23 protein-coding genes and 5 pseudogenes are annotated in these 26,955 nt (G+C 37.9%); 15 read left to right on the forward strand and 13 right to left on the reverse strand.

Going from position 1 to position 26,955, the window contains the following annotated elements; translation table 11 throughout:
- Positions 1-50: 50 nt before the first annotated feature.
- From LXF01_RS16595 to LXF01_RS16610, 4 genes are all read right to left on the reverse strand, one after another.
- Entirely contained in the window at positions 51-704 is a 654-nt protein-coding gene (locus LXF01_RS16595) for a 3-oxoacid CoA-transferase subunit B (RefSeq protein ID WP_233945548.1), read from the reverse strand.
- A 2-nt stretch (positions 705-706) separates the two neighbouring features.
- Positions 707-1,396: a 3-oxoacid CoA-transferase subunit A gene (locus LXF01_RS16600; protein ID WP_233945549.1), complete on the reverse strand. Its 690-nt coding sequence runs from the start codon at positions 1,394-1,396 to the stop codon at positions 707-709.
- Positions 1,397-1,597: 201 nt separating this feature from the next.
- Positions 1,598-1,888 carry a muconolactone Delta-isomerase gene (gene catC, locus LXF01_RS16605; RefSeq protein WP_233945550.1) on the reverse strand — a complete coding sequence of 97 codons (291 nt, stop codon included), beginning with the start codon at positions 1,886-1,888 and terminating at the stop codon, positions 1,598-1,600.
- Positions 1,889-1,902: 14 nt separating this feature from the next.
- The gene (locus LXF01_RS16610; protein ID WP_233945551.1) at positions 1,903-3,012 is read right to left on the reverse strand and encodes a muconate/chloromuconate family cycloisomerase; all 1,110 of its coding nucleotides are present in this window, start codon (positions 3,010-3,012) and stop codon (positions 1,903-1,905) included.
- A 101-nt stretch (positions 3,013-3,113) separates the two neighbouring features.
- Between LXF01_RS16610 and catM the strand changes: the two genes are divergently transcribed.
- Positions 3,114-4,031: a cis,cis-muconate-binding transcription regulator CatM gene (gene catM, locus LXF01_RS16615; protein ID WP_233945552.1), complete on the forward strand. Its 918-nt coding sequence runs from the start codon at positions 3,114-3,116 to the stop codon at positions 4,029-4,031.
- Between the two features lie 46 nt (positions 4,032-4,077).
- On the opposite strand, the gene LXF01_RS16620 is transcribed toward catM, so the two are convergent.
- The 3 genes from LXF01_RS16620 to catA all read right to left on the reverse strand — a co-directional run bounded on the left by LXF01_RS16620 (position 4,078) and on the right by catA (position 7,980).
- Positions 4,078-5,691 carry a dynamin family protein gene (locus LXF01_RS16620; protein ID WP_233945553.1) on the reverse strand — a complete coding sequence of 538 codons (1,614 nt, stop codon included), beginning with the start codon at positions 5,689-5,691 and terminating at the stop codon, positions 4,078-4,080.
- Entirely contained in the window at positions 5,688-6,947 is a 1,260-nt protein-coding gene (locus LXF01_RS16625) for a GTPase (protein ID WP_233945554.1), read from the reverse strand. Before LXF01_RS16625 ends, LXF01_RS16620 begins: the two co-directional genes overlap by 4 nt.
- Before the next feature lie 88 nt (positions 6,948-7,035).
- Positions 7,036-7,980, reverse strand: a complete 945-nt coding sequence (catA, locus tag LXF01_RS16630) for a catechol 1,2-dioxygenase (protein WP_180024829.1) — start codon at positions 7,978-7,980, stop codon at positions 7,036-7,038.
- Between the two features lie 776 nt (positions 7,981-8,756).
- On the opposite strand from catA, the gene LXF01_RS16635 reads away from it, so the two are divergent.
- The 8 genes and pseudogenes from LXF01_RS16635 to LXF01_RS16670 all read left to right on the forward strand — a co-directional run.
- Positions 8,757-9,992 carry an OprD family outer membrane porin gene (locus tag LXF01_RS16635; protein ID WP_233945555.1) on the forward strand — a complete coding sequence of 412 codons (1,236 nt, stop codon included), beginning with the start codon at positions 8,757-8,759 and terminating at the stop codon, positions 9,990-9,992.
- Positions 9,993-10,035: 43 nt separating this feature from the next.
- Positions 10,036-11,181 (forward strand): ABC transporter substrate-binding protein, encoded by a 1,146-nt coding sequence (locus tag LXF01_RS16640; protein ID WP_180128678.1) that lies wholly within the window; start codon positions 10,036-10,038, stop codon positions 11,179-11,181.
- Positions 11,182-11,271: 90 nt separating this feature from the next.
- Positions 11,272-12,309 (forward strand): branched-chain amino acid ABC transporter permease, encoded by a 1,038-nt coding sequence (locus LXF01_RS16645; protein ID WP_233945556.1) that lies wholly within the window; start codon positions 11,272-11,274, stop codon positions 12,307-12,309.
- Entirely contained in the window at positions 12,306-14,108 is a 1,803-nt protein-coding gene (locus LXF01_RS16650) for a branched-chain amino acid ABC transporter ATP-binding protein/permease (protein WP_233945557.1), read from the forward strand. Before LXF01_RS16645 ends, LXF01_RS16650 begins: the two co-directional genes overlap by 4 nt.
- The gene (locus LXF01_RS16655; protein WP_233945558.1) at positions 14,105-14,878 is read left to right on the forward strand and encodes an ABC transporter ATP-binding protein; all 774 of its coding nucleotides are present in this window, start codon (positions 14,105-14,107) and stop codon (positions 14,876-14,878) included. The genes LXF01_RS16650 and LXF01_RS16655 overlap by 4 nt, the downstream gene beginning before the upstream one ends.
- A gap of 41 nt (positions 14,879-14,919) precedes the next feature.
- Positions 14,920-15,924: a ketopantoate reductase family protein gene (locus tag LXF01_RS16660; RefSeq protein WP_233945559.1), complete on the forward strand. Its 1,005-nt coding sequence runs from the start codon at positions 14,920-14,922 to the stop codon at positions 15,922-15,924.
- Positions 15,921-16,676: a class II aldolase/adducin family protein gene (locus tag LXF01_RS16665; protein ID WP_180024822.1), complete on the forward strand. Its 756-nt coding sequence runs from the start codon at positions 15,921-15,923 to the stop codon at positions 16,674-16,676. The genes LXF01_RS16660 and LXF01_RS16665 overlap by 4 nt, the downstream gene beginning before the upstream one ends.
- A 94-nt stretch (positions 16,677-16,770) precedes the next feature.
- Positions 16,771-17,525 (forward strand): annotated as a pseudogene (locus tag LXF01_RS16670) (IS5 family transposase); the annotation flags it as partial.
- A gap of 48 nt (positions 17,526-17,573) precedes the next feature.
- Here LXF01_RS16670 and LXF01_RS16675 read toward each other — a convergent pair.
- Positions 17,574-17,699: pseudogene (locus LXF01_RS16675) on the reverse strand (site-specific integrase); the annotation flags it as partial.
- A 251-nt stretch (positions 17,700-17,950) separates the two neighbouring features.
- Here LXF01_RS16675 and LXF01_RS16680 point away from each other — a divergent pair.
- A pseudogene (locus tag LXF01_RS16680) lies at positions 17,951-19,284 on the forward strand (ISNCY family transposase).
- Between the two features lie 146 nt (positions 19,285-19,430).
- Here the strand turns inward: LXF01_RS16680 and LXF01_RS16685 are convergent.
- A pseudogene (locus tag LXF01_RS16685) lies at positions 19,431-20,081 on the reverse strand (IS5 family transposase).
- A gap of 199 nt (positions 20,082-20,280) precedes the next feature.
- On the opposite strand from LXF01_RS16685, the gene LXF01_RS16690 reads away from it, so the two are divergent.
- The 3 genes from LXF01_RS16690 to LXF01_RS16700 all read left to right on the forward strand — a co-directional run bounded on the left by LXF01_RS16690 (position 20,281) and on the right by LXF01_RS16700 (position 22,249).
- Entirely contained in the window at positions 20,281-20,862 is a 582-nt protein-coding gene (locus LXF01_RS16690; RefSeq protein ID WP_233945560.1) for a hypothetical protein, read from the forward strand.
- Between the two features lie 204 nt (positions 20,863-21,066).
- A complete protein-coding gene (locus LXF01_RS16695; protein ID WP_233945561.1) occupies positions 21,067-21,507 on the forward strand; it encodes a hypothetical protein in 441 nt (146 codons plus the stop codon).
- Between the two features lie 187 nt (positions 21,508-21,694).
- Positions 21,695-22,249: a hypothetical protein gene (locus LXF01_RS16700; RefSeq protein WP_086044968.1), complete on the forward strand. Its 555-nt coding sequence runs from the start codon at positions 21,695-21,697 to the stop codon at positions 22,247-22,249.
- Positions 22,250-22,398: 149 nt separating this feature from the next.
- On the opposite strand, the gene LXF01_RS16705 is transcribed toward LXF01_RS16700, so the two are convergent.
- Together LXF01_RS16705 and LXF01_RS16710 are read right to left on the reverse strand one after the other, a co-directional pair.
- Entirely contained in the window at positions 22,399-22,626 is a 228-nt protein-coding gene (locus LXF01_RS16705) for a hypothetical protein (protein ID WP_180024629.1), read from the reverse strand.
- Positions 22,627-22,661: 35 nt separating this feature from the next.
- Positions 22,662-23,018 (reverse strand): hypothetical protein, encoded by a 357-nt coding sequence (locus LXF01_RS16710; protein WP_180025034.1) that lies wholly within the window; start codon positions 23,016-23,018, stop codon positions 22,662-22,664.
- Between the two features lie 156 nt (positions 23,019-23,174).
- On the opposite strand from LXF01_RS16710, the pseudogene LXF01_RS16715 reads away from it, so the two are divergent.
- Together LXF01_RS16715 and LXF01_RS16720 are read left to right on the forward strand one after the other, a co-directional pair.
- Positions 23,175-24,107: pseudogene (locus LXF01_RS16715) on the forward strand (IS5 family transposase).
- 251 nt (positions 24,108-24,358) lie between these two features.
- The gene (locus LXF01_RS16720; RefSeq protein ID WP_151204773.1) at positions 24,359-25,159 is read left to right on the forward strand and encodes a hypothetical protein; all 801 of its coding nucleotides are present in this window, start codon (positions 24,359-24,361) and stop codon (positions 25,157-25,159) included.
- 994 nt (positions 25,160-26,153) lie between these two features.
- Here the strand turns inward: LXF01_RS16720 and LXF01_RS16725 are convergent.
- Positions 26,154-26,468 (reverse strand): BrnA antitoxin family protein, encoded by a 315-nt coding sequence (locus LXF01_RS16725; RefSeq protein ID WP_180102757.1) that lies wholly within the window; start codon positions 26,466-26,468, stop codon positions 26,154-26,156.
- A complete protein-coding gene (locus LXF01_RS16730) occupies positions 26,455-26,742 on the reverse strand; it encodes a BrnT family toxin (protein WP_039890878.1) in 288 nt (95 codons plus the stop codon). Before LXF01_RS16730 ends, LXF01_RS16725 begins: the two co-directional genes overlap by 14 nt.
- Positions 26,743-26,955 lie beyond the last annotated feature (213 nt).

The raw sequence follows: 26,955 nt of genomic DNA on the forward strand, positions 1-26,955 counted from the left end.
ATTCGAAAAATCCCCCTAAATCCCCCTTTGTAAAAGGGGGACTTCCTTTTTTATTTAGATGTCCCATCCACCAATTTTGCACCAGTCATCGACTGCAACTCTTCAAAGCTCAGACCGTCTACTTTTTCAATCACGGTCATGCCTGTAGACGTTACATCAATAACGCAAAGGTCGGTATAAATACGGTCTACGCATTTCAAGCCAGTAGCAGGGTAGCTTAATTCCGCGACAATTTTTGGTTCGCCTTTTTTGGTTACATGATCTGTGGTGATAAAGACTTTTTTCGCACCTACAGCCAAGTCCATTGCGCCACCCACCGCAGGAATGGCATCGGGTGAGCCTGTATGCCAGTTGGCAAGGTCGCCATTTTCAGCCACTTGGAACGCACCGAGTACAGCAATATCTAAGTGACCACCACGCATCATGGCAAATGAGTCGCCGTGATGAAAAAATGCACCGCCAGTCAGCATGGTGACAAATTCTTTGCCCGCATTAATCAGCTCAGGGTCTTCTTGACCTTTTTCTGGTGGTGGGCCAAAAGCCAACAGACCATTTTCAGAGTGTAAAAATACGTCTTTGTCTGAAGGTAGGTAATTCGAAATTTTCGTTGGTAAACCAATGCCTAAGTTCACATAAGCACCATCTGGAATATCTTGGGCCACACGCTCAGCAATTTGATCACGGCTTAATTTGATATAACTCATTTTTAAATCTCCGTATCCAATGATTGAGCAGGTGTAACTTGAACAACGTGTTGAACAAAAATCCCTGGGGTGATGATATGTTCTGGATCTAAGCCTCCCAGTTCAACCACTTCAGATACTTGCGCAATAGTTACATCGGCAGCCATGGCCATAATTGGCCCAAAGTTACGTGCAGATTTGTTGTAAACCAAGTTGCCCCAACGGTCGCCTTGATGTGCTTTGATGAGTGCAAAGTCGGCTTTGATTGGATTTTCTAAAACAAAGTCTTTGCCTTCATAATTGAGTGTCGGTTTACCTTCAGCTAAAAGCGTACCGAAACCTGTAGGCGTATAGATTGGGCCTAAACCCATCCCCGCCGCTTGAATACGACATGCTAAATTACCTTGTGGCACAAGTTCTAATTCAATTTTTCCTGCTCGGTAAAGTTCATCAAAGACCCAAGAGTCAGACTGGCGTGGGAAAGAACAAATGATTTTACGGACAGAGTCTGCTTTAAGTAGTTTCGCAAGGCCATAATAACCATTGCCTGCATTGTTATTCACAATTACGAGGTCTTTGATGCCAAGCTTAATCAGTCCGTCAATCAATTCAGCAGGCTGACCAGCTGTCCCAAAGCCACCGATCATGACAGTTGAACCATTTTTAATTTGGGACAGTGCATCCATTAAGGATGTTGAGCTTTTATCAATCATATGCCTACTCTTATTTGTATATGCTTAAATTGCTATGCGTAAATATCATTTCAAAAATACCTATGCATAAAAATTATTGGGTTGTTATCACTGTACAATTAGGAGCTATTTCAAGCTGCGCCTTTAAAACTCCTGTAATACATCTCAGTATATAAATTATAGATAAACCACCCTAAAAATTAGAGTGGTTTAATGTTCTGATCAGCTATCATTTTCACGAACTGAAGAAGGATGGCGGTTCAACGCTGTTACTTGAATATCCATATATGGGTAGAGTGGTAAACCTTGCAAAATGTTGTGCAACTCTTCATTGCTTTCAACATCAAAAATACTGATATTTGAATATTGACCCGTAATACGCCAAATATGGCGCCATTTACCTTGGCGCTGTAAATCTTGTGAATAAGTTTTTTCAACAGCTTTAATTTCATTGGCTTTATCGCTTGGCATATCTAAAGGGATATGTACGTCCATTTTGACTTGGAAAAGCATGATGGCTCCTTAAATTATTGACAACGTAGGTTGTCGATTTTATTTTCGTCCATCTCAATACCTAAGCCTAAACCTGTAGGGATTTGTAGCTCAAAGTTTTCATATTTAAGTGGCGTTTTTAAAATTTCTTTAGTCAGTAATAATGGACCAAATAACTCAGTGCCATATGCTAAATTGCTGAAAGTTGAAAATACGTGGGCTGAAGCAACTGTGCCTACAGAGCCTTCGAGCATGGTGCCGCCATATAAGTCTATACCGGCAAGATTGGCAATCTTTCCAACTTCACAGCCCTCAAGTAAGCCACCTGATTGTGCAACTTTTACTGCAAATACAGAGGCAGCGTTTCGTTTTGCCAGTTTATAAGCACTTTGTGGGCCCATAAGTGATTCATCTGCCATGATCGCAATATCAAATTTACGGGTTAAGCGTTCCATGGCATCTATGTTATGAATGGCACAAGGCTGTTCAATCAGGTCAATGCCGCCATCTTGTAGCATTTGAATGCCTTTAATTGCGGTTAACTCTGACCATGCACGATTGACATCGACACGAATCGAAATGTCATCACCTAAGGCTTTTTTGATTGCCAATACATGTTCAACATCTTGTTCAACAGGGCGTGAACCGATTTTTAGCTTGAAAACATTATGACGCTTGCTAGCAATCATCTTTTGCGCTTCAAGAATGTCTTTTTCAGTATTACCAGAAGCCAATACCCATAACACTGGAATACTGTCTCTTAGACGACCACCTAAAACCTCACTAAGAGGCACACCCAGACGCTGTGCTTTGATATCGAGTAATGCAGTTTGAATGGCACATTTTGCAAAACGGTTACCATTAATATTGCGATTAATGACCTGCATAATTTGAGCGACATTCACATCTTTAAATGTTTTGAGTAGAGGTGCGAAATAAGTTTCAATATTGGTTTTGACGCTTTCAGGGCTTTCTTCGCCATATCCTAAGCCACCAATAGTGGTGGCTTCGCCCCAACCGATAAAACCGTCGTCTGTGCTGATTTTAACCAGTACGAGAGTCTGAGTTTGCATTGTTGCAACAGCCATCTTATGCGGACGGATCGTTGGAATCTCAACAAGCAATGTTTCTATAGTTTTATACATTGCAAAAATCTTCTATGTTTAACTATTTGTATACCCTAAGTTAATGTAATATCTTAAACTAGAGCTAAATTGGTATTTTTGAATACTTAAAAGGTATATAAATGGAATTAAGACATTTACGTTATTTTGTGACGGTTGTTGAAGAACAAAGCATTACCAAAGCTGCAGATAAACTCTGTATTGCTCAGCCTCCTTTGAGCCGACAAATTCAAAAATTAGAAGAAGAATTAGGCATTACCTTATTCGAACGAGGATCTCGCCCAGTTAAAACAACAGAGGCAGGGATGTTCTTTTATGAACATGCTGTGCAAATTTTGACGCATACAGCTCAAGCGACCTCAATGGCACAGCGAATCAATGCTGTGGATAAGACAGTTCGGATCGGCTACGTCGGTTCTTTACTTTATGCTTTGTTGCCTCAAATCATTTATTTATTTCGTCAGCGACATCCAGATACACATGTAGAATTAATCGAGTGTGGCACGCGGGATCAGATTGAAGCCCTAAAAGCAGGTAAGATTGATATTGGTTTTGGTCGATTGCGATTATCCGATCCAGCCATCAAACGTTTATTATTACGTAAAGAGCGCTTAAAACTGGCGGTACATAAAAATCACTATCTGGCAGAATTTATTGATACTGGCGTTTACCTGTCCCAAATTGTCAAAGAATCCATCTTTTCTTATCCCATTGCGCCTAAACCTAATTTTTCGACATTAATTCAGTCTATTTTTACGGAATTAGGCTTAGTCCCGAAAGAGCTTATAGAAGTTCGTGAAATTCATTTAGCACTCGGTTTAGTTTCCTCTGGCGAAGGGATTTCGATCATTCCTGAAAGTGCCAGTGAAATTGGCATGAAAAACTTAAGCTATATTCCAATTTTAGACTTAGAAGCTTATTCGCCAATTTCATTATCGGTCAGAAATATGGATCAAAGTTCATACATTCCCGATATTTTAGAATGCATCAAAGAAGTATTCGCCGAAGAGGGGAAGCCAGTTCAACTCAATGATGATTAACATAATGGTTGGTAAGCTGCACTGAAGTTTTCATTAATGTGCTTATTTAGGATAGATTCAAAAGAGTCCTCTCTTTTGACGAATCAGAACTTGGCCGTCTTAAAAAATCGGCAATGTATTTTAGTTCTTGTTCATCATTGATTAAGCCCTGTTGGATGGTCTCAATTTGCTTTTCAATGTTGCTCAGCACGTTTTGACATTGCTCAATGACATCATCCAAATAGTTGTCTATTTTCTGCAATAAATCATTCGAAATTTCAGTATATAAACGCTCATTCCCAATGGCTAAGATGTTCTCACCCTCGTCTGCATATATGACTTCGTATGCCAAATGCTCCGAAAACTCTAAATGCTCAAGCGGCATAAATTTCAACTGATAATCAACCAAATGATTTGAAATGTGTACTGCCAGTAATTGATTGGTTTGCTGTGTAAGCGTGCGATATAAATCAGGCAAGGCTTGCTGCTCGGCAAATTGTTCTAATAGGCTCGGTAAAGTGGCAATAACGCTGCGCCAAGTCTGTGTCATGATTTGAGACTTATGCTGCACAAATACATTGCTTGCATTGTTCAAATACACCTGCAATTGATTGAGCTGCGGCACAACTTCAAGTTGTAACGGCGCTAAGATTTCTTCTTGCAAATGATGAAGCAAGGCTTCAGCAGGTTTTCGCTGTTTATAGGCCAAGGCGGGTTCAATTAAATGTAAAAGAGCATCAAATAGGCTATTAAATCCAGCAGATTGCATAGCTTGATCATTAAAATCTGCATCTTTTAACATTTGCGAAGAAATCGATACTGGCGCTTGCAATAAGTCAGGAGTAACTTTCATTTCTACCAGCTGTGCCGTGGCACGCGTGTAGACGTCCTGTTCCTGCAAACTGCGTTGAACCGAATTTTTATTGCATAAGACTTGGCAAATTTCTCCATCCACCTCGTCTTCTTCAAAATAATCACTTCTGGTAATCACAGGTAGTAAGGGTTTATGTCTACGTAATTCCTGTCCCAAAGCCATGAGTTCTTTGACTTGACCGGGTGAGGATGAACTGCTTAACCATAAAACACCATCGGCACTGTCTAAAAACCGTTGAGTTAGTTCGGCATTTTGGGGAGTTACAGAATGCAGTCCAGGCGTGTCTAATAAAATTAAATTATGACCGAGGCAAACACCTTGTAAACGTGAGGTAGTCTCTGTGGCACCTTCTTTTAAAGGTTTATCACTTTCGGTGATATTTCCAGCATCGAGATAAAAATAATCAACGCTTTGTTGTCGTCTACGGAAACTTTCAGCCAAGACATTACATAATGAACTTTTACCAGCATTAAATTTGCCAAAAATCAGTAAAATGATTTTATCTTCAAAATGTTCAGCAACAGACTGTGCATCTTTGAGTCGATCTAGATGTGTTTCCCAGTAACTTAGATAATGTTCAAGTTGGGTATTTAAAGCCACAATCGCAGTAGATATTTGGCTGGATGAACTCAATCCGTTACTGTTTAAACGTCGTTCATTTAGATTGGTTGCCAGTTGCTGATGCCAAGCCTGCATTTTATTTAAATGCGGTAGAATATCTTGCTCAGGCTGATCGAAAGCATCGGAACTTTGGATCAAATGTTGAATTGGACTTTCAATCGAAGTTTGAATCAAATCAGTACTCATAATGCTCCCTCCAAAGTTTCTGTTGCTTGTTGGGCTTGTACAATGAGTTGAAGTCGTTGCTCTAGATTCTGCAGTTGGTTTTTCAATTGCATGCGATCGGCCGAGACTTCAAAATAGTGTGTGAATTCACGTCGCAAACGATCACGACCTGATTCTTCGTCAAAAATAAGTTTTAAATCCTTACGCAGTTTGACCGAAACCCCCATGACCGCAACCATCACAGTATCCAAACTACGGACATTACTTTTTTGTGTATCAGGTAAACCAATCACACCATATCGTACTAAGTGACTGTTGATTTCGATACAAGCGCGAGAATACGCTACTTGAATACGGTTACGATCTCGTTTACCCGCAGTCACTTTATACATATTGGCAAAGGAATCTGGTTCTAAAGAATCGTCTTTTCCTGAAATCTGCAGAATGGGCTGTAAATCCTCACGAACTTTGTCTAGCACTTGATTGAGATCATGTAAAAAGGATTCAGATTGCTGTTCAAGTGTTGCAGTAACTTGATGGATATTGGTTTGAATCGAATTTTGCAATTCAGATGTTTCTGATTTAAGTTCAGTAAAGATCTTATTTTTTTCAAACTGGCGTACTGTTGATACTTTTTCAATCATGCTGTTGAGCTTTTGCTTTAGTTCTGGAATACCACTGCGTTGAACTAGGAGTGGTTTAGAATTGACTAAGCCTTGGCGATGACGCGTTGCAGAAACAGGCAGAACATTGGCATCTGGCGCTTGTTTCTTAATACTGTCAATAATATGTGCTAAAACATCTGCATCTGGTGCTTGGTCGATTTGTGTCAACACGAGTACGCTTTGGCGCCGTGTTTGCTGTTCATCCTGTTTGAATTGCTGAAATAAATGTAATTCATACGGATCGAATTCACCCTCACGAACCGAATGGATCATTAAGCGGATATCCGCTTCGGTCCACATCGCATCTTGCGCATATTGGTCGTCAATGGCTGCGACATCAGCATCTAAACCTGGTGCATCTAACCAGCGAATATTATGCTTTAAATGTTCAGATAGGGTGACGGTTTCACGTTTATCTGCAACAGAGAAAATGTCATCGCCAATGAGTTCATTTAAAAGTCGGCTTTTACCGTGGTTATATTTGCCAATCACCGTCACGGTGGGAAATTGTCCTGCTAATAAGATGGCACGAAGCCGAGCCAAAGTCCTATTTCGCTCTGGAAGAATGGCTAAAATTTCATTTTGTGCTGCATCAAAAATACGAATATCCATATAATTTTCTATTTATCCATAAAGCAAATCAGGCTAGTCCATTGCTGGCAGCCTGATTACAAGATTCAAAATTAGATTTATATTTGCATCAAGCTTGCAAGCGCGGGCGGTCTACCACTTGGTTATCAACTCCATCGACAAGTCGGCTTAATTTTAGATCAAAGACCATTTCAGCAAATGGACCTTCTACGCCGTTGGCTTGACTTGTCGCAGGATCGGTATGCTCAATCGCTTCAACCACTAGGCCTTCACGAGTTGCAAAAGCGAAGTCATCGTAGGTGTACGGGTCGCCAGCAACGTTAATTTGCGTAGTTAGTTTGCGATGACCATCTGCTGACACAAAAAAGTGGATGTGCGCAGGACGGTTACCGTGCCGACCTAATTGATTTAACAATTGCTGTGTTGGACCATTTGGTGGGCAGCCATAACCTGATGGCAGAATCGTTTGTACACGATAATGGCCTTGTGCATCCGTCATAATAGTACGGCGCATATTGAACGGTGTTTGTTCGCCAGTTGGGTCAAAGTGTGAATAGAAACCTTTGGTATTGGCATGCCAAATTTCAACTTGTGCATTTGGAATCGGTTGACCATCTGCATTGTAAATTGTGCCATGCAAAATAAGCGTATGGCCATTTGGATCGCTGCCATCATCCATACGGGCAAAGCCTTGTGACACAGGCGCGCCAGCCACATAAAGTGGGCCTTCAATGGTACGTGGCGTTGGGTTATCAATACCTAAAGCGGCATCCGCGGCATCCATACGCATATCGAGGAAATGGTCAAAACCTAAACCAGGGGAAAGCAATCCAGCTTCATGACTTGTACCGAGTTGGTTTAAATATGCAATTGCCGCCCAATATTCGTCAGAAGTAATTTCTAAATCTTCGATGGTTTTAAATAAATCAGAAACTACGCGGTGGATAATTTGTTTGATACGTGGATTACCACCTTCTTGCTCAAGACCACTGAGTAGATTTATAAAATTTTGTACTTCTTCCGTGTTAAAAATTTTAACATTTGCGGCTGTCATGGCTATCTCCTTCATGTTGCCATAATGCTGGTCCACTTCATAATTATTCAATCGTTGTATGAGTTAAGCCTGCATTGATTCTTAAATTGTATATCCGTTCATATATACCTTAATTAAATGTTATAACCTTATCTAGTCTTGTTTTGGTATCTTTAAATACTTAAAAGGTATATTTAAGGAATGTAGTTCTAAAAAATTAATCTAAGCTGGATAGTTCTTATTAACATAAAGCTTAAATGATCATGAAACTAATTAAGCTCATTTGAGTGCAATGAAATGACTAAAATTAGAAAAATCGAATATTGAAACTGGTCATCTAAAAGGGGGGTGACTAATTTATATGAGCTTTGATTAAATATAGGACTATTTTATTTACATTCATTTCATATCGATAGATGTTACATATTTAAGTCTTGCTAATTGCAATAAAAGCTTCTAATAAAACATCAGAATCAAGCAAACTAACTGATCATTACAACATCTTTAATCTATTTTATCGTTTGAAAACTTCATCTCCATAAAAAATATAATGTTTTGACTTATGAATATTCCTTTCATGTGAATAATTTAGGCGATTTTACTATTTAAGGTATATAAATATACTTAAAATAACATTGAATTTTCCATGTAAATAAACAATATTGATGCTATGCAGTCATAAAAAATGGTCAGAGATGGCATGAAGTATAAAGGCTAGCTTTGTCGGGATGACTTAACTCATTGATTGGAACAGATGAGAAAAATTCAATTTGATTTGTATTGTATAAGGATATTAAATGAATAAATTACCAGCATTAGCATTATTAACCGTCTGTTGTAATGGGGCTGTGTATGCTGATTTTGTCGAAGACAGCCAAACCACACTAAATTTTAGAAATTTTTATATGGAGCGTGATAACACAACGATCCCTAATGTAGGTAGCTGGTCACAAGCACTTGGTCTAAAATTTAGTTCAGGTTATACAGATACACCAGTACAGGTGGGATTAGATGTAACATCTAGCTATGCTTTACGTCTGACTGATCACAACGCTGAAAGACCTGATACGATTCTTCCATTCGACTCAATCAAAAATAAGCAAGAACGCAGCTATAATAAATTTGGCGCGACTTTAAAGCTCAAATATAAAGACTCTGAATTATTAATCGGTGAGCTGTCGCCACGTACGCCAGTCGCTTATATTGATGAGTCACGTCAATTGGCAACGACCTATGCAGGTGTTGCATTTGAAAATAAATCAATTGATAACTTAAAATTTTCATTGGGTCGCATCACGCATATTAATGCACGTAATGATGATGAGTTTGAGAAATTAAGTTTATTTGCCCCAGGTAAACCACACATGGAAAGTGATGGTTTGAACTATGTTGGTTTTGACTATAAATTCACTCCTGCAGTTGATGGATCATATTGGTTCGGGCAACTTGAAGATATTTATCAGCAACATTTTTTAAGTGCAGCGTACAACACCACTGTGGGTGCAACTAAGCTGAAATTGGATGCGCGTTATTTCCATAACAGTGAAGATGGTGATGCATATTACGGAAATATTGATAGTCAAACCTTAGGTGTTCAAGCCAATTTAAGTAATGGTCCACATTCATTCGCAGCAGGCGTACAAAAAAATAAAGGCGAAACCAACTTCCCAACATTTGATGGATATGCACCGCAACCATTTTTACATACATGGTCAACACTAGGGTTTATTAAACCTGAAGAACTGACCTATCACGCACAATATTCGTATGATTTTAAAGATGTAGGCGTACCTGGTTTGCGTACCACACTCCGTTATTTATACGGAACAAATATTGAACGTCCGGGTCTATCAGACAATAAAGAAACCGAAGCAAACTTTATCTTAGGTTACACCGTTCCAGAAGGTAAGTTGAAAGGACTTGGCTTAGAGTGGCGCTATATCGATACCACAACCAAATACGGTGCGGGTCATAGCGCAGGAAATGATTTTGTAGAAAATCGATTCATTACGACTTACAGCATGAAATTCTAATTGGATTCAACGTGTAGGTTAAAAGAATAGCAAGGAGAGAATAATGACTTTAAGTAAACTAGTATGTGCAACCAGTGTCTTGGCAGCCTCTATTGTTTGTGCACACGCTGAAATCAAAGTAGGCGTAATTACTTCATCATCTGGCCCAATCGCTATGGTGGGTATCCCTCAAAAAAATACCATCGCTTTACTGCCTAAAAAAATTGGCAATGAGACTGTACGTTATTTTTCTCTCGATGATGCCAGTGATCCAACTGCATCAGTAAAAGCAGTTGAAAAATTAATTAAAGAAAACAATGTCGATGCCATTATTGGTCCATCAGGATCGCCAAATGCTTCAGCAGTCATTGGAACAGTGGCAAAAGCACAAGTTCCGCTATTAGCACCAGTAGGTACAGCATCTGTAGTCTTACCGATGAATGCTCAAAAAAAATGGGTATTCAAGACCACTCAAAATGACGACATTATTGCTGCAGCTCTCATCCAAGACATGGTGAAACGTAAGTTCAAAACCATCGGATTTATTGGTACAGCAGATCCTTATGGTGAAAACTGGGGCAAGGTTGTGAGTGCATTAGCTAAAAAGCATGGCATTCAAGTCGTCGCTCAGGAGTCTTTCCAGCGTCAAGATACGTCTTTGACAGGTCAAGCGCTGAAACTGATCAGTAAAAAGCCACAAGCAATTTTAATTGCCGCACCTGGCAGTGCAGCAGTTCCGCCTCAAACAGCACTATTTGACCGCGGTTACCGTGGCCAGATCTATCAAACCCATGGTGCTGCATTGGATCAGTTCTTAAAACTAGGTGGTAAGAAAGTAGAAAATACAATCTTAGCTGCGAGTTTGATGCTGGTGATTAATGAAATTCCGAGCAGCCATCCGTCTAAAGCAGTTGCTACTAAATATATGAACGCCTACAAGACGCAATATAAACAGACTCCTGCGACTTTCGGGGCGAACGTTTACGATGCTGGAATTTTGTTGGAAAAAGCAGTGCCTGTCGCTTTAAAAACAGCTAAACCGGGTACTCCGCAATTCCGTGCAGCACTACGTAATGCTTTAGAAAGCACAAAAGAAGTGGCGGGTACTCAAGGTGTTTATAACATGACGCCAACAGATCACAGCGGCTTTGATAAACGTGGTCGTGAAATGATTATTGTGAAAAATGGTCAGTGGAAGCTTTTGAAATAAAACTGATAGAGATAAAAAGTTAAATTATTCGGGTGGAGGCGTCCCTTTACTCGAATATTGACTCACCCACAGGAAAGGCGGGGAGACGTTATGGATTTAGATATTGCCTTGGTACTTGCACAGGATGGCATCACCAGTGGTGCGATTTATGCCTTATTGGCACTGTGCATTATTCTTGTATTTTCAGTGACACGAATATTATTAATTCCTCTGGGCGAATTTGCAGTTTTTGGTGCACTTACTTTGGCATCTATTCAGGCCGGTAAACCAAGTTTAATTGTTTGGTTGGTGGCTGCATTCTTTGTGGTAAATACTTTATTAGATCTATATGCCAAAGTCAGACACAACAGTATTTTTAATATCAAGCTATTTGCCGGAAGCCTAATTTATATAGGTGTTTTATTACTGGCTATGTATAAGTTGGACCTTGATCAGTTACCGATGTGGGGACAAATTATATTAACCTTAGCGGCAATTATTCCGTTGGGCCCTCAAATTTATCGCACTTTTTTCCAACCTTTGGTTAGCGCAAAACCTTTAGTTTTACTGATTGTTTCTATTGCGGTGCACGTGGTTTTGGTGGGCTTAGGTTTAGTTATATTTGGCCCTGATGGTGCGCAAACCCAATCCTTTAGTGATGCAACGTTTAATCTTGGATCTTTAACGGTCAATAGCCAAACGTTGGTGATCATCGCGGCATTCTTTATTTTGATCCTTGTATTGTGGTATTTCTTCGAGAAAACCCTTTATGGCAAGGCATTACACGCCACTGCAGTCAATCGTATTGGTGCACAGCTTATGGGAATTTCACCCATCTTTGCTGGAAAACTCACTTTTGTTATGGCGGCATTTATTGGCGCGCTTTCAGGCATTCTGATTGCTCCAATCACCACTTTATATTATGACTCTGGATTTATTCTAAGTTTAAAAGGCTTTGTTGGCGCCATTATTGGTGGTTTGATCAGCTTTCCTTTTGCGGCCATTGGCGCTGTTGTCGTCGGAGTTATTGAATCGTTCTCTATGTTTTGGGCCAGTGATTACAAGGAAATTATTGTCTTCACACTCATTATTCCATTTTTACTGTGGAAATCCCTAACGACACGCCATGTAGAGGAGGACGAAGAATGAAATCTAAATACTTAATTTTAATTTTTGCTCTAATCGTATTCATCAGTCCGCTTATTTTACCGACCTATCAAGTGACGTTACTCAATTATATTGGCTTAAATGCATTGGTTGTCCTCGGTTTAGTTCTGGTCACTGGTGTGGGTGGAATGACCACCTTTGGTCAGGCTGCACTTGTCGGAATTGGCGCATATACAACGGCCTACCTAACCGTCACTGAACAGCTGCCAAACTTTTTGGCTTGGACAGGTGGCAATCCGTGGTTTGGTCTGTTGTTCGGAATTTTAATTACCTTATGTTCTGCACTATTGGTTGGTGGACTGACACTCAAGCTTTCAGGACATTATTTACCTTTGGGCACCATTGCTTGGGGCATTTCTTTATATTATTTCTTCTCTACCATTGAGTCTTTAGGCGGACATTCAGGGATATCCAATATTCCAAATATCTCGATTGCCGGTTATGCCTTCGATTCGGGTCATAAAATGTATTACCTCATCTGGTTGGTTGTTTTTGCTGCCATTATTGTCACCAAAAACTTGCTCAATTCACGTGAAGGTCGTGCGATGCGCGCCTTAAAAGGCGGTCAGGTCATGGCAGAATCAATGGGTGTGAATACCTTCCGCTCTAAAATGATTGTATTTATGATCGCTTCGATATTTGCCTCCGTTTCAGGATGGCTATATGCGCATACACAAAGCTTCATCAACCCAACACCGTTTGGTTTACAAATGGGTATTGATTACCTATTTATGGCGTTACTGGGTGGTGTAGGCAGTATTTGGGGTGCAATTTTAGGCGCGGGTATATTTACCCTTGTTCGACAATGGTTACAAGACTTCCTGCCAATTGTTTTTGGCGCAGAAGGGCATTATGAAACCATTGTATTTGGCTTGATTATTATTCTATTAATGCAAAAAGCGCCTTCAGGTTTATGGTCATTCATCACAAAACTTGTGCCAGCAAAATTTAAACCCGTAGATATCCATCCCAAGGTAAATCCCGTTTCTCAATCCTTAGCCACGCCAAAGTTACCTGAACAAGGCAGTGTGATTTTAGAGGCTAAAAATGTCACCAAAAAATTTGGTGGTTTAGTTGCCAACAATGACATGAATTTATCGATTCATGCAGGTGAAATACTTGCACTCATTGGCCCGAATGGTGCAGGTAAAAGTACCATGTTCAACCAAATTTCGGGTGTGGATGAACCAACCAGCGGCGAAGTGATATTTAAAGGGCAAAAGATCAATGGTATTCCATCACGTGAAATTGCGCGATTAGGACTGAGCCGAACCTTCCAGCATGTCAAAATTTTGCCAGAAATGACGGTGCTAGAAAACACGGCAATTGGCACGCATTTACGCGGTGAAAAAGGTATTTTTTCTTCTATGTTCTATATGGACCGAGATGAGGAAAATATTTTACTCAATGAAGCGAAAACACAGTTGGAACGCGTTGGCTTAGGCGACTATCTGTATACCGAAGCGGGCAGTTTAGCTTTGGGACAACAACGTATCTTAGAAATTGCACGTGCATTATGCGCAAGCCCAAGTTTGTTATTGCTTGATGAGCCTGCAGCAGGTTTACGTTTTAAAGAGAAACAAGCCTTGGCCGCTTTATTGAATAAACTAAGAGCAGAAGGCATGGCAATTTTACTGGTCGAACATGACATGGATTTTGTGATGAATTTAGCAGACCGTATTGTGGTAATGGAATTTGGTCAAAAAATTGCAGAAGGCTTACCAGAGGATATTCAAAAAAATCCAGCGGTGCTTGAAGCCTATCTTGGAGGTGCTGCATGAGTGATGTCATTCAAAATGCTCAAGGAAAGGCTTTACTTGAAATTTCCAATCTCAGTGTTGCCTATGGCAAAGTTGAGGCATTAACCAATTTCAATATGCGCGTAAACGAGGGGCAGATTGTCTCTGTGGTTGGGCCAAATGGTGCAGGAAAAACCACATTACTTTCAGCCATTATGGGCTTGTTAAGTTCTAAAGGTAATGTTGAATTTGATGGTGCGGTTGAGCAATGTCCTGCAGTAGAACGTATGGTCGTCAGAGGCTTAGGACTGGTGCCTGAAAAGCGAGAGCTTTTTAGTTCAATGAGTATTGAAGATAACCTGATGCTTGGCGCTTTTCAGCGCTATCGTCAGGGGGATCGACAACTGAGTCAAACCTTAAATGAAGTGTATGATATTTTTCCTCGCCTTAAAGAACGCCATAGCCAGCAGGCTGGCACATTATCTGGCGGTGAGCGCCAAATGTTGGCGGTAGGGCGTGCACTTATGGCAAAGCCTAAACTATTAATGTTGGATGAACCGAGCTTAGGTCTTGCACCGTTAATTACCCGTGAAATCTTTAAAGTCATCGACCATTTACGTTCGCAAGGCGTGTCTATTTTATTGGTTGAACAAAATGCACGTGCCGCATTAAAGCTTGCAGATTATGCCTATGTGTTAGAAATGGGTGAACTGTCTATGCACGGTAAAGGCAGTGATCTTGTAGAAGATCCACGCATTATTGAAAGTTATTTAGGCATCAATAGCAAACATCAGGATATTTTAGCGGTGTAATTTAATACCGCTCAACAACATTGATTTGCATGGAGGCAGAAGTGAATTCAGATTCAAAAATTCTCGTCTATGGTGCAGGTGCAATTGGTTGTGTCGTGGCTGCAAGGCTTATCCTTGCAGGCCACAATGTACGTTTGCTCGCACGTGGCGAAAATTATCAGCACATTAAAGTACATGGAATTCATTTAGAGGACTTAACCGGTCAGCATCATATTTATCCTGTGCAAGTGGTCAGCGATCAAGATGATTTAAGCGATCAAGATTATATTTTTATCGCGACTAAATTTCAGGCTTTAACTGAAATTATGCCCAACTTGAAACGTATGCTGCATGAAAAGACTCAAATTATTCCTTTAATGAACGGGATTCCTTTTTGGTATTTTTATGGCATTACCGAACAACAGCCTTTAGCCACAATCAGAGCTTTAGACCCGCACAATACCCTGACTGAAAATTTTCCTCTGCAACACTTGATTGGTGCCGTAGTATTTATCACGGCACAATTGCAGGGGCTGGGGCAGGTCAAATCTACAAATCCGCATTTGCTGATTTTTGGGGAGCCGAATCATCAAATGTCAGATCGGCTACAAGATTTGGTGAACTTATTTGAAAATAGTGGCATTGAAGCACGGCCAGTCGAAAATATTCGCGATCAAATCTGGACGAAAGTGATTGCCAACCTCAGTTCAAATCCATTGTCTGTGGTCGCCAATACGACTTTAGAGCAAATCTACTCAAATACTTATTTAAGTCCAATTTCCAAATCCATTACTCAGGAAGTCAGAAGTGTAGCCGCTTGCTACAGTGCGCGGATTTCAATTGATCCAAATACCTTTATGCAGCTGGGTGCAGAAATGGGCTCAATTTATACATCGATGTGGTATGACTACCAAGACAAGAAAACACTGGAATTGGCAAATATTGCCGATGCAGTGTTTGAGTTAGCTGAGCGCTACGGCTGCGAGTTGCCTGTGACAAAAATAATTTATGAACTAAGCCATTTTTTAAGTGCTCAGTCGATAAAAAATGAGGGATCTTCAACATGAATAATAATTTTCAAAAGCCAATGGATGTCAGTCAGGAAGAATGGGATTTACGGGTAAAGCTGGCCCAATGTTACCATTTGATTGATTTTTTTGGCTGGACCGAGACAATTTTTAATCATGTTTCAGCTCGCTTACCGGGCAATGAACACTATTATTTGGTGAACCCTTTTGGTCTCAATTACACAGAAATAACCCCTGAAAACTTACTTAAGGTAGATTTGTCTGGGAATAAAGTAACGCCCTCTGAATATGATGCCAATCCTGCTGGCTTTGCTTTGCACAGCGCGGTACATGGGGCGCGACATGATATTCGCTGTTTAATCCATACGCATACTACGCCAATCAGCGCAATTGCACAGAAACAACAAGGGTTTAAAAACGATAATTTTTATGGCGCTCAATTGTTTGGCCGCGTGGCTTATCATACCTTTGAAGGGATCACATTATTTGAAGATGAAAAAAAGCGCATGATCCAGAGTTTAGGACAAAAACATATTTTGGTTCTGAGAAATCATGGTGTTGCTGTTGGTGAAAATAGTATTGAAAAAGCATTCTTTTTGCTATGGACGGTTCAGCGCGCGGCGGAAATTCAATGTTTAGCAGACTCCATGCAAAGTGTAGATGTTTTGCTAGAAGATACCATTAAACAAAAATGTGCAGATTTGACCCAGATGCTGATTCAAGATGGCGGATTTGCTGATAAATTTTTTAGGGCAATGGTTAGAAAAATGGAGGAGAGAAGGAGGATATAAAAATAGAATTTTTGAAATGGCACAAAATTATGCACTTGAAATAACAGAAGTTGATATTGAAAGGCAAGAATATGTTGATGAAAATTTCAAACCTATTCTGATGATTAAATCCTTATTCCGTCTGTCTTTACGTATGGTTACTGGATTTGTCTAAAGTCTGATTAAGCTTTGTGGATTAGATTGGACAGCGCCAGATTATTCCACACTGTGCAGAAGACAAAGGCATATCGATATTACAATTGGTTATCAAAAAAGTAGTGGTGGTCTTCATCTACTACTCGTAGACTCTACTGGGCTAAAGTTTTTAGGTGAAGGTGAATGGAAGCGTAAGAAACATAGACCTGAATATCGTCGTCAATGGCGTAAACTACATATTGGTATAGATGCTAAAACACTACACGCTATTCAGCTCACAACCAATAATTTCAGTGATTCACAGGTGCTTGATGATTTACTTAATCAGATTCCACAAGATGAGCAAATTGACTCTGTTTATACCGATGGAGCTTATGACACCAAGCAATGCCGTCAGGTCATTGCAGATTGGCAAGCGTATGCAGTGATTCCGCCAAGAAAAATGCGAAACCATGGAAAGATACAAAGAGTAGCTCGCTAGAGCGAAATGAATTACTTCGAACAATTAAACGTTTAGGCAGGACACTATGGAAAAAATGGTCAGGCTATCATCGGCGAAGTTTGGTTGAAACTAAGATGTACTGCATTAAATTATTAGGAGATAAACTCAGTACAAGGAGTTTTGATAGCCAAGTGAATGAGATACATACACGTGTAGCAGTCCTCAACAGATTTACGGAATTAGGTCGACCACTTACCCAAGTTATCACTTAAATTCTGTTCAAATGAGCAGAGTGTTGTCTTTTAAATCTTTGTGCAACAAAGCCCTTTCAAGCTAAATAATAATGGGTATAAGCATGGAAATGTTGATTCAGTATCAAACAATAATTTAATTTCGTTCTCATTAGATATCTTTTGTTCTAAATGAATACTTTTAACTTCAAACATAGTGTGAACTTCATGAACTACAATTTAGGTCAACATATCATATTTTTGCTTAGGAGTTTTATTTGTATAAGTTATTGATATTATGTAAAATAAGTACAAATATGAAGTTAATGGATGGTGTATTATATTTAACATAATCTATATTATACGAAATGCTTCTGTTAGAACCCATTTAAAGTGTCTATATTCTCACCAATAAAAATGTCTAGTTTATGATGGTTTTTATCACCATGGACTGGATATAAATATAGATGCTGATCACTATGTCTGACAAAGAAATTCAACGGCTTGCAGTTCTGCAAGACGTTCGAGATCATCGTATTACCCAGGTCCGTGCTGCTGAAATCCTAAATCTTTCCACCCGTCAAATTACCCGGTTATTGCAGAAGCTCAATCAAGATGGTGTCTCAGGTATGGCACATGCCAGTCGTGGTCAACCTGGCCATCGTCGCCATGATGACTTGTTAAAATCAAAGTGCCTTTCCATTATTGCTGAACATTTGCTGGGCTTTGGACCCACCTTGGCGCATGAGAAGCTCAGCAGCATGTTTGACCTGAATATCCCGGTAGAAACGCTTCGGCGCTGGATGACGCCAATGACCTGTGGATTCCGCGATCCAAGCGCCTGAAGCGTCCATATCAGCCACGTTATAACCGGGATTGCTTCGGTGAACTGATCCAAATTGATGGCTCATATCATGACTGGTTTGAAGGTCGAGCTGCAAAATGCTGCTTGTTGGTTTATATCGATGATGCTACTGGAAAGCTGTTGCATCTGCGCTTTTGTGAGGCTGAAACGACCTTTGACTACCTGCTTTCAACCCGAGCCTACATTGAACAATACGGCAAACCTCTAGCCTTTTATAGCGACAAGCATTCGGTATTCAGAGTTAATCAGAAATCCAGGCAAGACAGCCAGATTACGCAATTTGGGCGGATTCTGAATAATTTGAACATCGATATTATCTTTGCCAACTCACCCCAAGCCAAAGGTCGTGTGGAGCGTGCCAACAGAACCCTTCAGGACCGTCTGATCAAGGAGATGCGCCTGGAAGGCATCGGTTCGATTGCAGAGGCCAATATATGGTTACCCTGCTTTATTGAGCAGTTCAATCAGAAGTTCGCCAAATGTGCGCGAAACTCAAAGAACCTGCATCGGCCATTAAGCGAATCTGATCTTGAACTGGATGATATTTTTACCTGGCAGGAACCGCGTAAGGTCACCAAGAATCTGACCCTGACCTATGACAAGTGTATTTATATGCTTGAACCGACAGAGCTGAATCATAAGCTTGTTGGGCAATACATTTCATTTCTGGAGTACCCGGATGGTACTGTGGCAATCATGCATGAAGGACGGAAGATCAACTATAGCGTCTTCAATAAACTGGCTGGACTACAGCAGAATGATGTGGTTGAGAATAAAAGATTAGGTTCGGTCCTGGCCCATATCCAGCAGCAACATGAGGAATTGGAGAAACAGAATAAACGTTCCCGTCTCAAGAAAAGTATGCCGAGTCGTAAAGCTCAGAAAGTTGTTATTGAACAAAGAAATTTAAATCCTGTGCTTGACTCTTGTAGTTAAAAACAGGACATTTTAAATGGTTTATCGCATAGACATTTCTACTTGGGAATAACAGGTTTTGTTAGAACCCATTTAAAGTGTCTATATTCTCACCAGGCTTTGTTGCACAAAGATTTGAAATACAAAGCCCCCTAATTGAGCCAAATTTAAGGCGTAACTTGGGTAAGTGGTCGACCTAATTCCGTAAATCTGTTGAGGACTGCTACACGTGCATGAATTTCATTGACTTGGCTATCAAATTTTCTTGCACTGAGTTTATCCCCCAATAATTTGATGCAATGCATCTTAGTTTCAACCAAACTTCACCGATGATAGCCTGACCATTTTTTCCATAGTGTCCTGCTTAAACGTGTAACTGTTCGAAGTAATTCATTTCGCTCTAGCGAGCTACTCTTTGTATCTTTCCATGGTTTCGCATTTTTTCTAGGTAGAATCACCGCATGTGCTTGCCGATCTGCAATGACCTGACGGCATCGTTTTGTGTCATAAGCACCATCTGTATAGGTACAATCGATTTGTTCATCTAAAGGGATTTGAGCAATTAAATCTTCCAGTACCTGTGAATCACTGACATTATTTGCGGTGAGTTGTACAGCACGTATTTGAAGGGTTTCAGCATCGATACCAAGAATAGCAGTATCGGAGTAAGTTTGATTTCGTCCATGTTTGCCTTGTGATTGTGCATACCACTGGGTCTTTGGATCGAACCAAATAGCAATATTCCCACGATTAATGAGGGCTCTGTTATATGCGGGCCAATTGGTTGTGCGGTAGATTTTGTGTGTAGGCTTCTTCATTTGAAAATTATATCGCTGAAAAAGCCTTTACAGATAGATTTGTGCAACAAAGCCCTTAGCAATTTAAAAAAAGTTATTAAAAAATGGAGATTTAGGCTCCATTTTTTATGTTAGTTCGTATAACGTGTATTATGTTAATTTTAGTTTTTCTTTACTTTAAAATGAATGTCTAAATACACTAGAGAATGGTTCTATGAATATGAAAACTGAACCTTGGATTGAGGATAATGATCCCTTAAAGCCCTATTATGGAAAATTGAGTAATAAGGAATATACCGATATTTCTAATATATTTACTTTATGGATTAATCATAAGAATTATATTGATCCTTCAATAATTTCTAAAAATAAAAAATTAAATTTATTAGATTTTTCAAATAGATATAAAGAAAAATTTAATCAAGCCTTATATGAGCTGCTATGTGAGAGCCTAAAGCAAACAGATGGATATCTCTATTGGCTACCTATGAACAATGTAAAGAGTGAAAATATCTTTGCCGCATATTCTCCAGCAATGATTGCTAAGACCCCAATAGAAGCCAAGTATTTAGATTATACTTCTCGCTCTTTTCTGCAAATGCAAAATGGTGGATATGCCATTGTTGAAAGCAACCTAAATTTTATAGCCCTGGTTATTGATGGCTACTATATGCAGGTAGCATTACATTCAAACTTTATGAATGAGAAATTTCAAGAATATCTCGATAGTTGGAACGAGATCGAAAAAAACCTTGATGAAATTACAGCACAGTGCCTTTCACACGCTCATTCTATACAGTAGAAATTAAAGAGGAATGAAGTATGTAAGCACCCTATTTAACATAATAGCTGTTATACAAAATGAAAAAGCCTAGAGACTGGTCTAGGCTTTAAAATTTAAAAAATAAATAAAAATCAGCATCATATACTCTGTTTTAAAACTTCGTATAACGTGTATTATGTTAATTTTAGAAATATTAAAAATAAAATTTTAAAAGGAATGCAGATGGATCTTTATCATAGAAGAGTACTTTTAATTGGAGCACTTTTATTATTTTTTTTATTTTTTATTTTTAAAATTTTATTTTCTATCTTTGTATCAAAAATGGTAGATAAACAATATGAACAGGGAAACTTTAAAGTTGGAGAAATGTGTTATCTAGGTTATAAGCCCCATTCAAGAAAATCTACAGGAGCATATATCTCGATAGATAGTTATTATTTTTTAGTTGATGGTTTAAAGAGCCAGAACTTAGTTAGACCCTATTTTCCATTTAAGAAGCAATTTCCAAATTTTATAAACAAAATGGATAGAACAAAATGTTATAAAGCTGAATATATAGAAGTAAATATTTTATTCTACAAGCAGAGAATGATATATCAATTAATTGATTTTAATGACTTTGTTTTGCAGATTCATGATGAATACCCTATAACTTCTAAATGAATAATTCTATGAGTCGAGCCTTTTATCATCGATTTAACATAATGGCGATTATACGAAATTTTTAAATTTCTTTAATTATCATAAGGATAATCTCATTTTTTAAATTTCGTATAACGTGCATTATGTTAATTTTAGGGAATCTAACCGTTTCTTACTTATTTAAATTTTGGAAAAATGTAGGCTATTTATGTCATTTGACTTCGTAAAAATCTTTAAAGAAATTGATCTTCATAAAAATGATCTAGATATTGATAATTTCATGACAACGATCATCAATCATTGTCATGAAATGCAGCCAAACAAAAGTTGGGACCTATTCAAAGAATTAGATTACACAACAGAAGTTAAAAGTTTAGCAGCCCACGTAATTGACTCTTTAGAAAAAGAGGCTTCTCCCTTTATTGAGCAAGGGTTTTGGTTTGGTCTTTCTGATAATGGATATCTATATTTTGCAGTATCAGATCAATACATTGCAGAAGAGGATAACTTAGATTGGATGTCTGAAGCTAGAACATACTATCCTGAGCAAGGCACTTTTAGCTCTGAAATTTTACGATCTATTGAAGATTTAGCAGATGAAACAGAACTGGATAATTATGCTGAATATCCTTTGTTCTTAGCTTATGCACTTAAACTGGCACAAGCGTCAATGAATCATTATAAAACCGCTTACCCAGAAAGAAAGGTTGGGTACTCTATTGGATATGATTCAGGAGATTTTATTACTGGAGGATGGATCTAATCCCCCCATTTAACATAATGGCTGTTATAAGAAATGAAAAAGCCTAGACTCGGATCTAGGCTTTAAATTTTAAAAAATACATAAAAATTAAGGCGATAGTCCCAATTTTTTAGCTTCGTATAACGTGTATTATGTTAATTTTAGAAAAATTAAAAGCTAGGAGCTTTGTCTAACCAATCTTTGAAATTTTTAAACTTTACGTGATGTGGCATATCACCTAGATCAAAAACAAAAACTGATGGATCACCATCAATATCATCACCATTAAAATATGCAGTCCAATCCAATAAACGTGCAAATGGTATTAGGTTAAGACCTTCTCTTTTTCTGAATTCATATGCTAAAGACCCTGATTCTGTTTTTGCGTCATAAATCACCCAATTTTAAATATTAAAATAAAAATTAAAAAATATTATTTTTCTACAAGATCATAAATATACCTTCTTTCATAAAATAAAAAATAAACTTTTACATATTTAACCTTATAACACTTATTGCTTACATTTATTTCATCTTTAAAATAATAATACCTACTACCAAATGGTAAGACACTACTAACCAAATTAATTAAATAAAAGCTCTTTCCATCAACTTCAACCACATACCTAAAACCATCATATTTCGTATGATATTTCCCAGTAATAACCATACACCCATCAATAATATTATCCTTATCTTTAATCTTATTTTTTAAAATAAGATTATTATAAAAAACAGTATAAAAGATCATCGATAACAGCAAAAAAGAAGTTGATAAAATCAATTTCATATTAATTTCTCATACCTGCTAAAATAAAAATCAGTGAATATTTAAGTCCACTAGTATATTAATAGTTTTTTTGGCCTTACTTTCTCAATTTCACTAAATAAAGGCTTTGTTGCACAAACCTATCCATAAAAGCTTGTTTAGTAATATAGTTTCCAAATGAATAAGCCCACACCTAAAATCTATCGTACAACCAATTGGTCTACATACAACCGAGCACTCATTAATCGTGGAAATATTGCCATTTGGTTTGATCCAAACACTCAGTGGTATGCGCAATCACAAGGCAAGCAAGGTCGAAATCAAACTTATTCTGATACTGCTATACAATGCTGCTTAATGATCAAATATTTATTTCGACTCTCTTTACGCATGGTCACAGGTTTTGTTCAAAGTCTAATTAAACTGTGTGGTCTAGACTGGACAGCACCAGATTATTCCACCCTTTGCAGACGACAAAAGCATATCAATATTGCGATTAGCTATCAAAAAAGTACTGATGGGCTACATCTGTTCGTTGACTCTACTGGCTTAAAGTTTCTAGGCGAAGGTGAATGGAAGCGTAAGAAGCACCAACCAGAATATCGTCGCCAATGGCGTAAACTTCATATTGGTAAAGATGCTGAAACCCTGTAAATACGTACTATTCAACTCACTACAAATAATGTGAGTGATTCACAAGTGCTTGAAGATTTACTTGATCAGATTCCACAAGATGAGCAAATTGATTCCGTTTATACCGATGGAGCTTATGACACCAAGCAATGCCGTCAGGTCATTGCAGATCGGCAAGCGCATGCTGTGATTCCTCCAAGAAAAAATGCAAAGCCTTGGAAAGATACAAAGATCAGCTCGCAAGAGCGAAATGAATTACTTCGAACAGTTAAACGTTTAGGCAGGACACTATGGAAAAAATGGTCCGGCTATCATTGCCGAAGTTTGGTCGAAACTAAGATGCATTGCATCAAATTATTGGGGGATAAACTCAGTGCAAGAAAATTTGATAGCCAAGTCAATGAAATTCATGCACGTATAGCAGTCCTCAACAGATTTACGGAATTAGGTCGTCCTCAGACCCAAGCTGTCTCTTAAATTTGGAATACTTGGGATAGTTCAATCTCTCAAATATTTATGCAACAAAGCCTTTTGATTCTATCAAATACCTTAGAAATAGTTTCGATTTAACATAATGGCTGTTATAGGAGATGAAAAACCTAGGCACTGGCCTAGGCATTAAATTCAAAAAACACATAAAAATTAAGGTTATAGTCTCAATTTTCCAACTTTGTATAACGTGTATTATGTTAATTTTAGGGAAATTTAATAAATAGAAGACTTTCATTATGAATGCCATCAGAACTTTTATTATTTTAATACATTTTACTGCTATATGTGGATGTACTGACTCTTCAGAACCTAGGTCTAAATCTTTATCAGAAAAATCGGATATTGAATATTATAAAGATATATCAAAATCAGGGGATTTAGTGACTTGGGGGATTTCATCGGATTTAATTATAAAAACAGTTGTAGGTGGTAAAAAGAATATTGAGCAAGGCATAGTTTTAAGTAACCCTTTTCTTGGGCAGTTTCCTATTAACTTCATTCCTACAGTAGAAATACTAAATGACGATGATAAAATTGAGAACGTTGCCGATTTTCAAAAGCCTATGCAATTTAATCTACTTTTGAATAATGCTAAGAATATAAAAATTAATAACTTTTATGATAGGAGTTATCAAGATCAAGTAAAAGTGCATCTACAAAATTTCAGTACACTTGATCCCATATCTTTTAAATATAAACGAACACCAAGAGAATGGATAAACTATTTAACATCACATAAATTTGTAAAATATGAAGATTCATTTAAAAAATTTGATTTAGAATGCTATTCAATAAATTTGGATTCTGATATTTCTTATCATTGTTTAGGTCATGCATCAGATCCATACCATTCTGAATTTTTAATGACAATTAATCGTAATCTTACAGACCAAATCGTAATAACCACAAAATCTGAAACACCTCTCTATCCTAACGTGAATATTGAATGGAGAATGCCTTATGAATCATTAAAAGATTGGAAAGCTGTAGATCAAAATATTTGGCGTTTATTAAAAGCTTGGAATGCTAATCAATAGAGTAACTATCGCAAAACTTCCAGTATTTTTGAGTCTATTTAACATAATAGAGGTTATACGAAATGCTTCTTAAAATATCCTTGTTTTTCATACAGTTAAAAATTTTTCATCCCCCTGAAAAACAATAAAAAACCGACTTGGAAACAAGTCGGTTTCTTTTTGAGCAATTTTGATACTTCTTGCCAATAAAATTGATCAATATTTAATCAAATTGTCATTTTTCTCTGCGTTATCAAGCCAGCGCTGGCTTAAATTATCCCCAATTTCTGCGGACAACTCTTGGGATAAAAATCCACCAATTTTGTACGCCTGAGCGCACATGAATTTAGGGGTTTTGCGGATATTCACAATCCCTTGTATTCAATATCATGAAGTCATAAGAGAACAGGACGTTCCGCAGAATAAAAATAAATAATCGCACAAGGATCGGCGGTACGACAGGAGTCATGCCAAGCGAACCAATACGAAAAAGCCCGACAGGATGTCGGGCTTTTTTATGTCTTGAATCTAGATTTCGTATAAGAGATTTTATGTTAAATGAATATTTGGAATATTGAAGAAAAATCTAATTTAAAACTTAAATTTTTCAACTTTCTTTTTTTACAAAGTAAAGTTTGGTTTGACTAGGGCACATATACCTTTAGTTTTATATTCATACCAACAATGCTCTGCTAGTTTTCCATACAAAATATTGGAAATCCACAATAGTACGCAAACAAATATTCCGATAATAAATGATTTTATCACGCTTATTTTTTTATATGTGCAAGTATAGAAAATTGCAGGGAAAATTAAAAAGTTTGGAAGAAGTATTACCCCACAAACTATAGACACAATGAAAACTGTAATATGTGTATAAATGGAAATTTTCTTCGGTTTAAATTGAGATTTAAGCATCTAATAATTCCTAAATTATTTTTACTTATAATTTTTTGCTTTTAAATTAAGATACTGATTAGTTTAAGATAAAAAATGAGAGCTTAAGCTCCCATTTCTATTGATGATTTTTTAATTCTTTAAGCATAGCATCCCGTAAAATTTCATTCATTCGTGTTTGATAACCTTTACCTTGTGCTTTGAACCAAGCAAGCACATCAGCATCTAACCGAATAGAAGTTTGTTGCTTCACAGGGCGATAGAATTGATTATGGCGTGCAGCATTACTCCAATCAGTCATTTCAGGAATATCTGATAGATCTAGCTGATCATCAGGAACTATACCTTTAGCAAGCAAGCGTTCAATTTCAGCATCTTGCTTGTCGCTGAATTTTTCATTCAGCTCTTTGCGTGAGTATCTAACCATGCTCATATTTATCTCGCTCCGCTTTAGTTACCTGTCTTGCACTAATGATTCGTATGATTTCACAGTCATCTTCATCAAAGATGGTATGAGCTACTAAGAGCATTAGTACGCCTTTTACTTTTCCAATGGTCTGCCAACGTTCTTCGCCATCGGTATGTCTGTCCTGGATTGAGATCCGTAGTGGATCTTCAAAAACAAGGCTCGCAGTTTCGAAAGAGACATCATGCTTTTTCTGATTCTTTCGATTCTTAGCCTCATCCCATTCAAAATACTGTTCCATAAAAAACATTCAAATTTGTATATACAATAATGTATCATAAAATTGTATAACTCAATCCAGTAAGTGTAATTTTTAGTCAAAATTATTGTCAAGAAGTATCAAAACCGCTCATAAAAAATCCGACTTGTTTCAAAGTCGGCTTTTTGCTGTTTTTGAGGTCGATTAAAAATTTTTAACTATATGAAAAACAAGGATATTTTAAAAAGCATTTCG

Source organism: Acinetobacter sp. SH20PTE14 (assembly GCF_021391555.1).
In the GTDB taxonomy this organism is placed as follows: domain Bacteria; phylum Pseudomonadota; class Gammaproteobacteria; order Pseudomonadales; family Moraxellaceae; genus Acinetobacter; species Acinetobacter amyesii.

Coding starts and splice junctions, on each gene's coding strand:
- LXF01_RS16700 (WP_086044968.1), top strand. CDS start 21,695: ATGTCATTTGACTTCGTAAAAATCTTTAAAGAAATTGATCTTCATAAA.
- LXF01_RS16730 (WP_039890878.1), bottom strand. CDS start 26,742: ATGGAACAGTATTTTGAATGGGATGAGGCTAAGAATCGAAAGAATCAG.
- LXF01_RS16610 (WP_233945551.1), bottom strand. CDS start 3,012: ATGTATAAAACTATAGAAACATTGCTTGTTGAGATTCCAACGATCCGT.
- LXF01_RS16650 (WP_233945557.1), top strand. CDS start 12,306: ATGAAATCTAAATACTTAATTTTAATTTTTGCTCTAATCGTATTCATC.
- LXF01_RS16695 (WP_233945561.1), top strand. CDS start 21,067: ATGGATCTTTATCATAGAAGAGTACTTTTAATTGGAGCACTTTTATTA.
- LXF01_RS16690 (WP_233945560.1), top strand. CDS start 20,281: ATGAAAACTGAACCTTGGATTGAGGATAATGATCCCTTAAAGCCCTAT.
- catC (WP_233945550.1), bottom strand. CDS start 1,888: ATGCTTTTCCAAGTCAAAATGGACGTACATATCCCTTTAGATATGCCA.
- LXF01_RS16725 (WP_180102757.1), bottom strand. CDS start 26,468: ATGAGCATGGTTAGATACTCACGCAAAGAGCTGAATGAAAAATTCAGC.
- LXF01_RS16665 (WP_180024822.1), top strand. CDS start 15,921: ATGAATAATAATTTTCAAAAGCCAATGGATGTCAGTCAGGAAGAATGG.
- catA (WP_180024829.1), bottom strand. CDS start 7,980: ATGACAGCCGCAAATGTTAAAATTTTTAACACGGAAGAAGTACAAAAT.
- LXF01_RS16655 (WP_233945558.1), top strand. CDS start 14,105: ATGAGTGATGTCATTCAAAATGCTCAAGGAAAGGCTTTACTTGAAATT.
- LXF01_RS16710 (WP_180025034.1), bottom strand. CDS start 23,018: ATGAAATTGATTTTATCAACTTCTTTTTTGCTGTTATCGATGATCTTT.
- LXF01_RS16625 (WP_233945554.1), bottom strand. CDS start 6,947: ATGGATATTCGTATTTTTGATGCAGCACAAAATGAAATTTTAGCCATT.
- LXF01_RS16620 (WP_233945553.1), bottom strand. CDS start 5,691: ATGAGTACTGATTTGATTCAAACTTCGATTGAAAGTCCAATTCAACAT.
- LXF01_RS16595 (WP_233945548.1), bottom strand. CDS start 704: ATGAGTTATATCAAATTAAGCCGTGATCAAATTGCTGAGCGTGTGGCC.
- LXF01_RS16720 (WP_151204773.1), top strand. CDS start 24,359: ATGAATGCCATCAGAACTTTTATTATTTTAATACATTTTACTGCTATA.
- LXF01_RS16600 (WP_233945549.1), bottom strand. CDS start 1,396: ATGATTGATAAAAGCTCAACATCCTTAATGGATGCACTGTCCCAAATT.
- LXF01_RS16635 (WP_233945555.1), top strand. CDS start 8,757: ATGAATAAATTACCAGCATTAGCATTATTAACCGTCTGTTGTAATGGG.
- LXF01_RS16640 (WP_180128678.1), top strand. CDS start 10,036: ATGACTTTAAGTAAACTAGTATGTGCAACCAGTGTCTTGGCAGCCTCT.
- catM (WP_233945552.1), top strand. CDS start 3,114: ATGGAATTAAGACATTTACGTTATTTTGTGACGGTTGTTGAAGAACAA.
- LXF01_RS16645 (WP_233945556.1), top strand. CDS start 11,272: ATGGATTTAGATATTGCCTTGGTACTTGCACAGGATGGCATCACCAGT.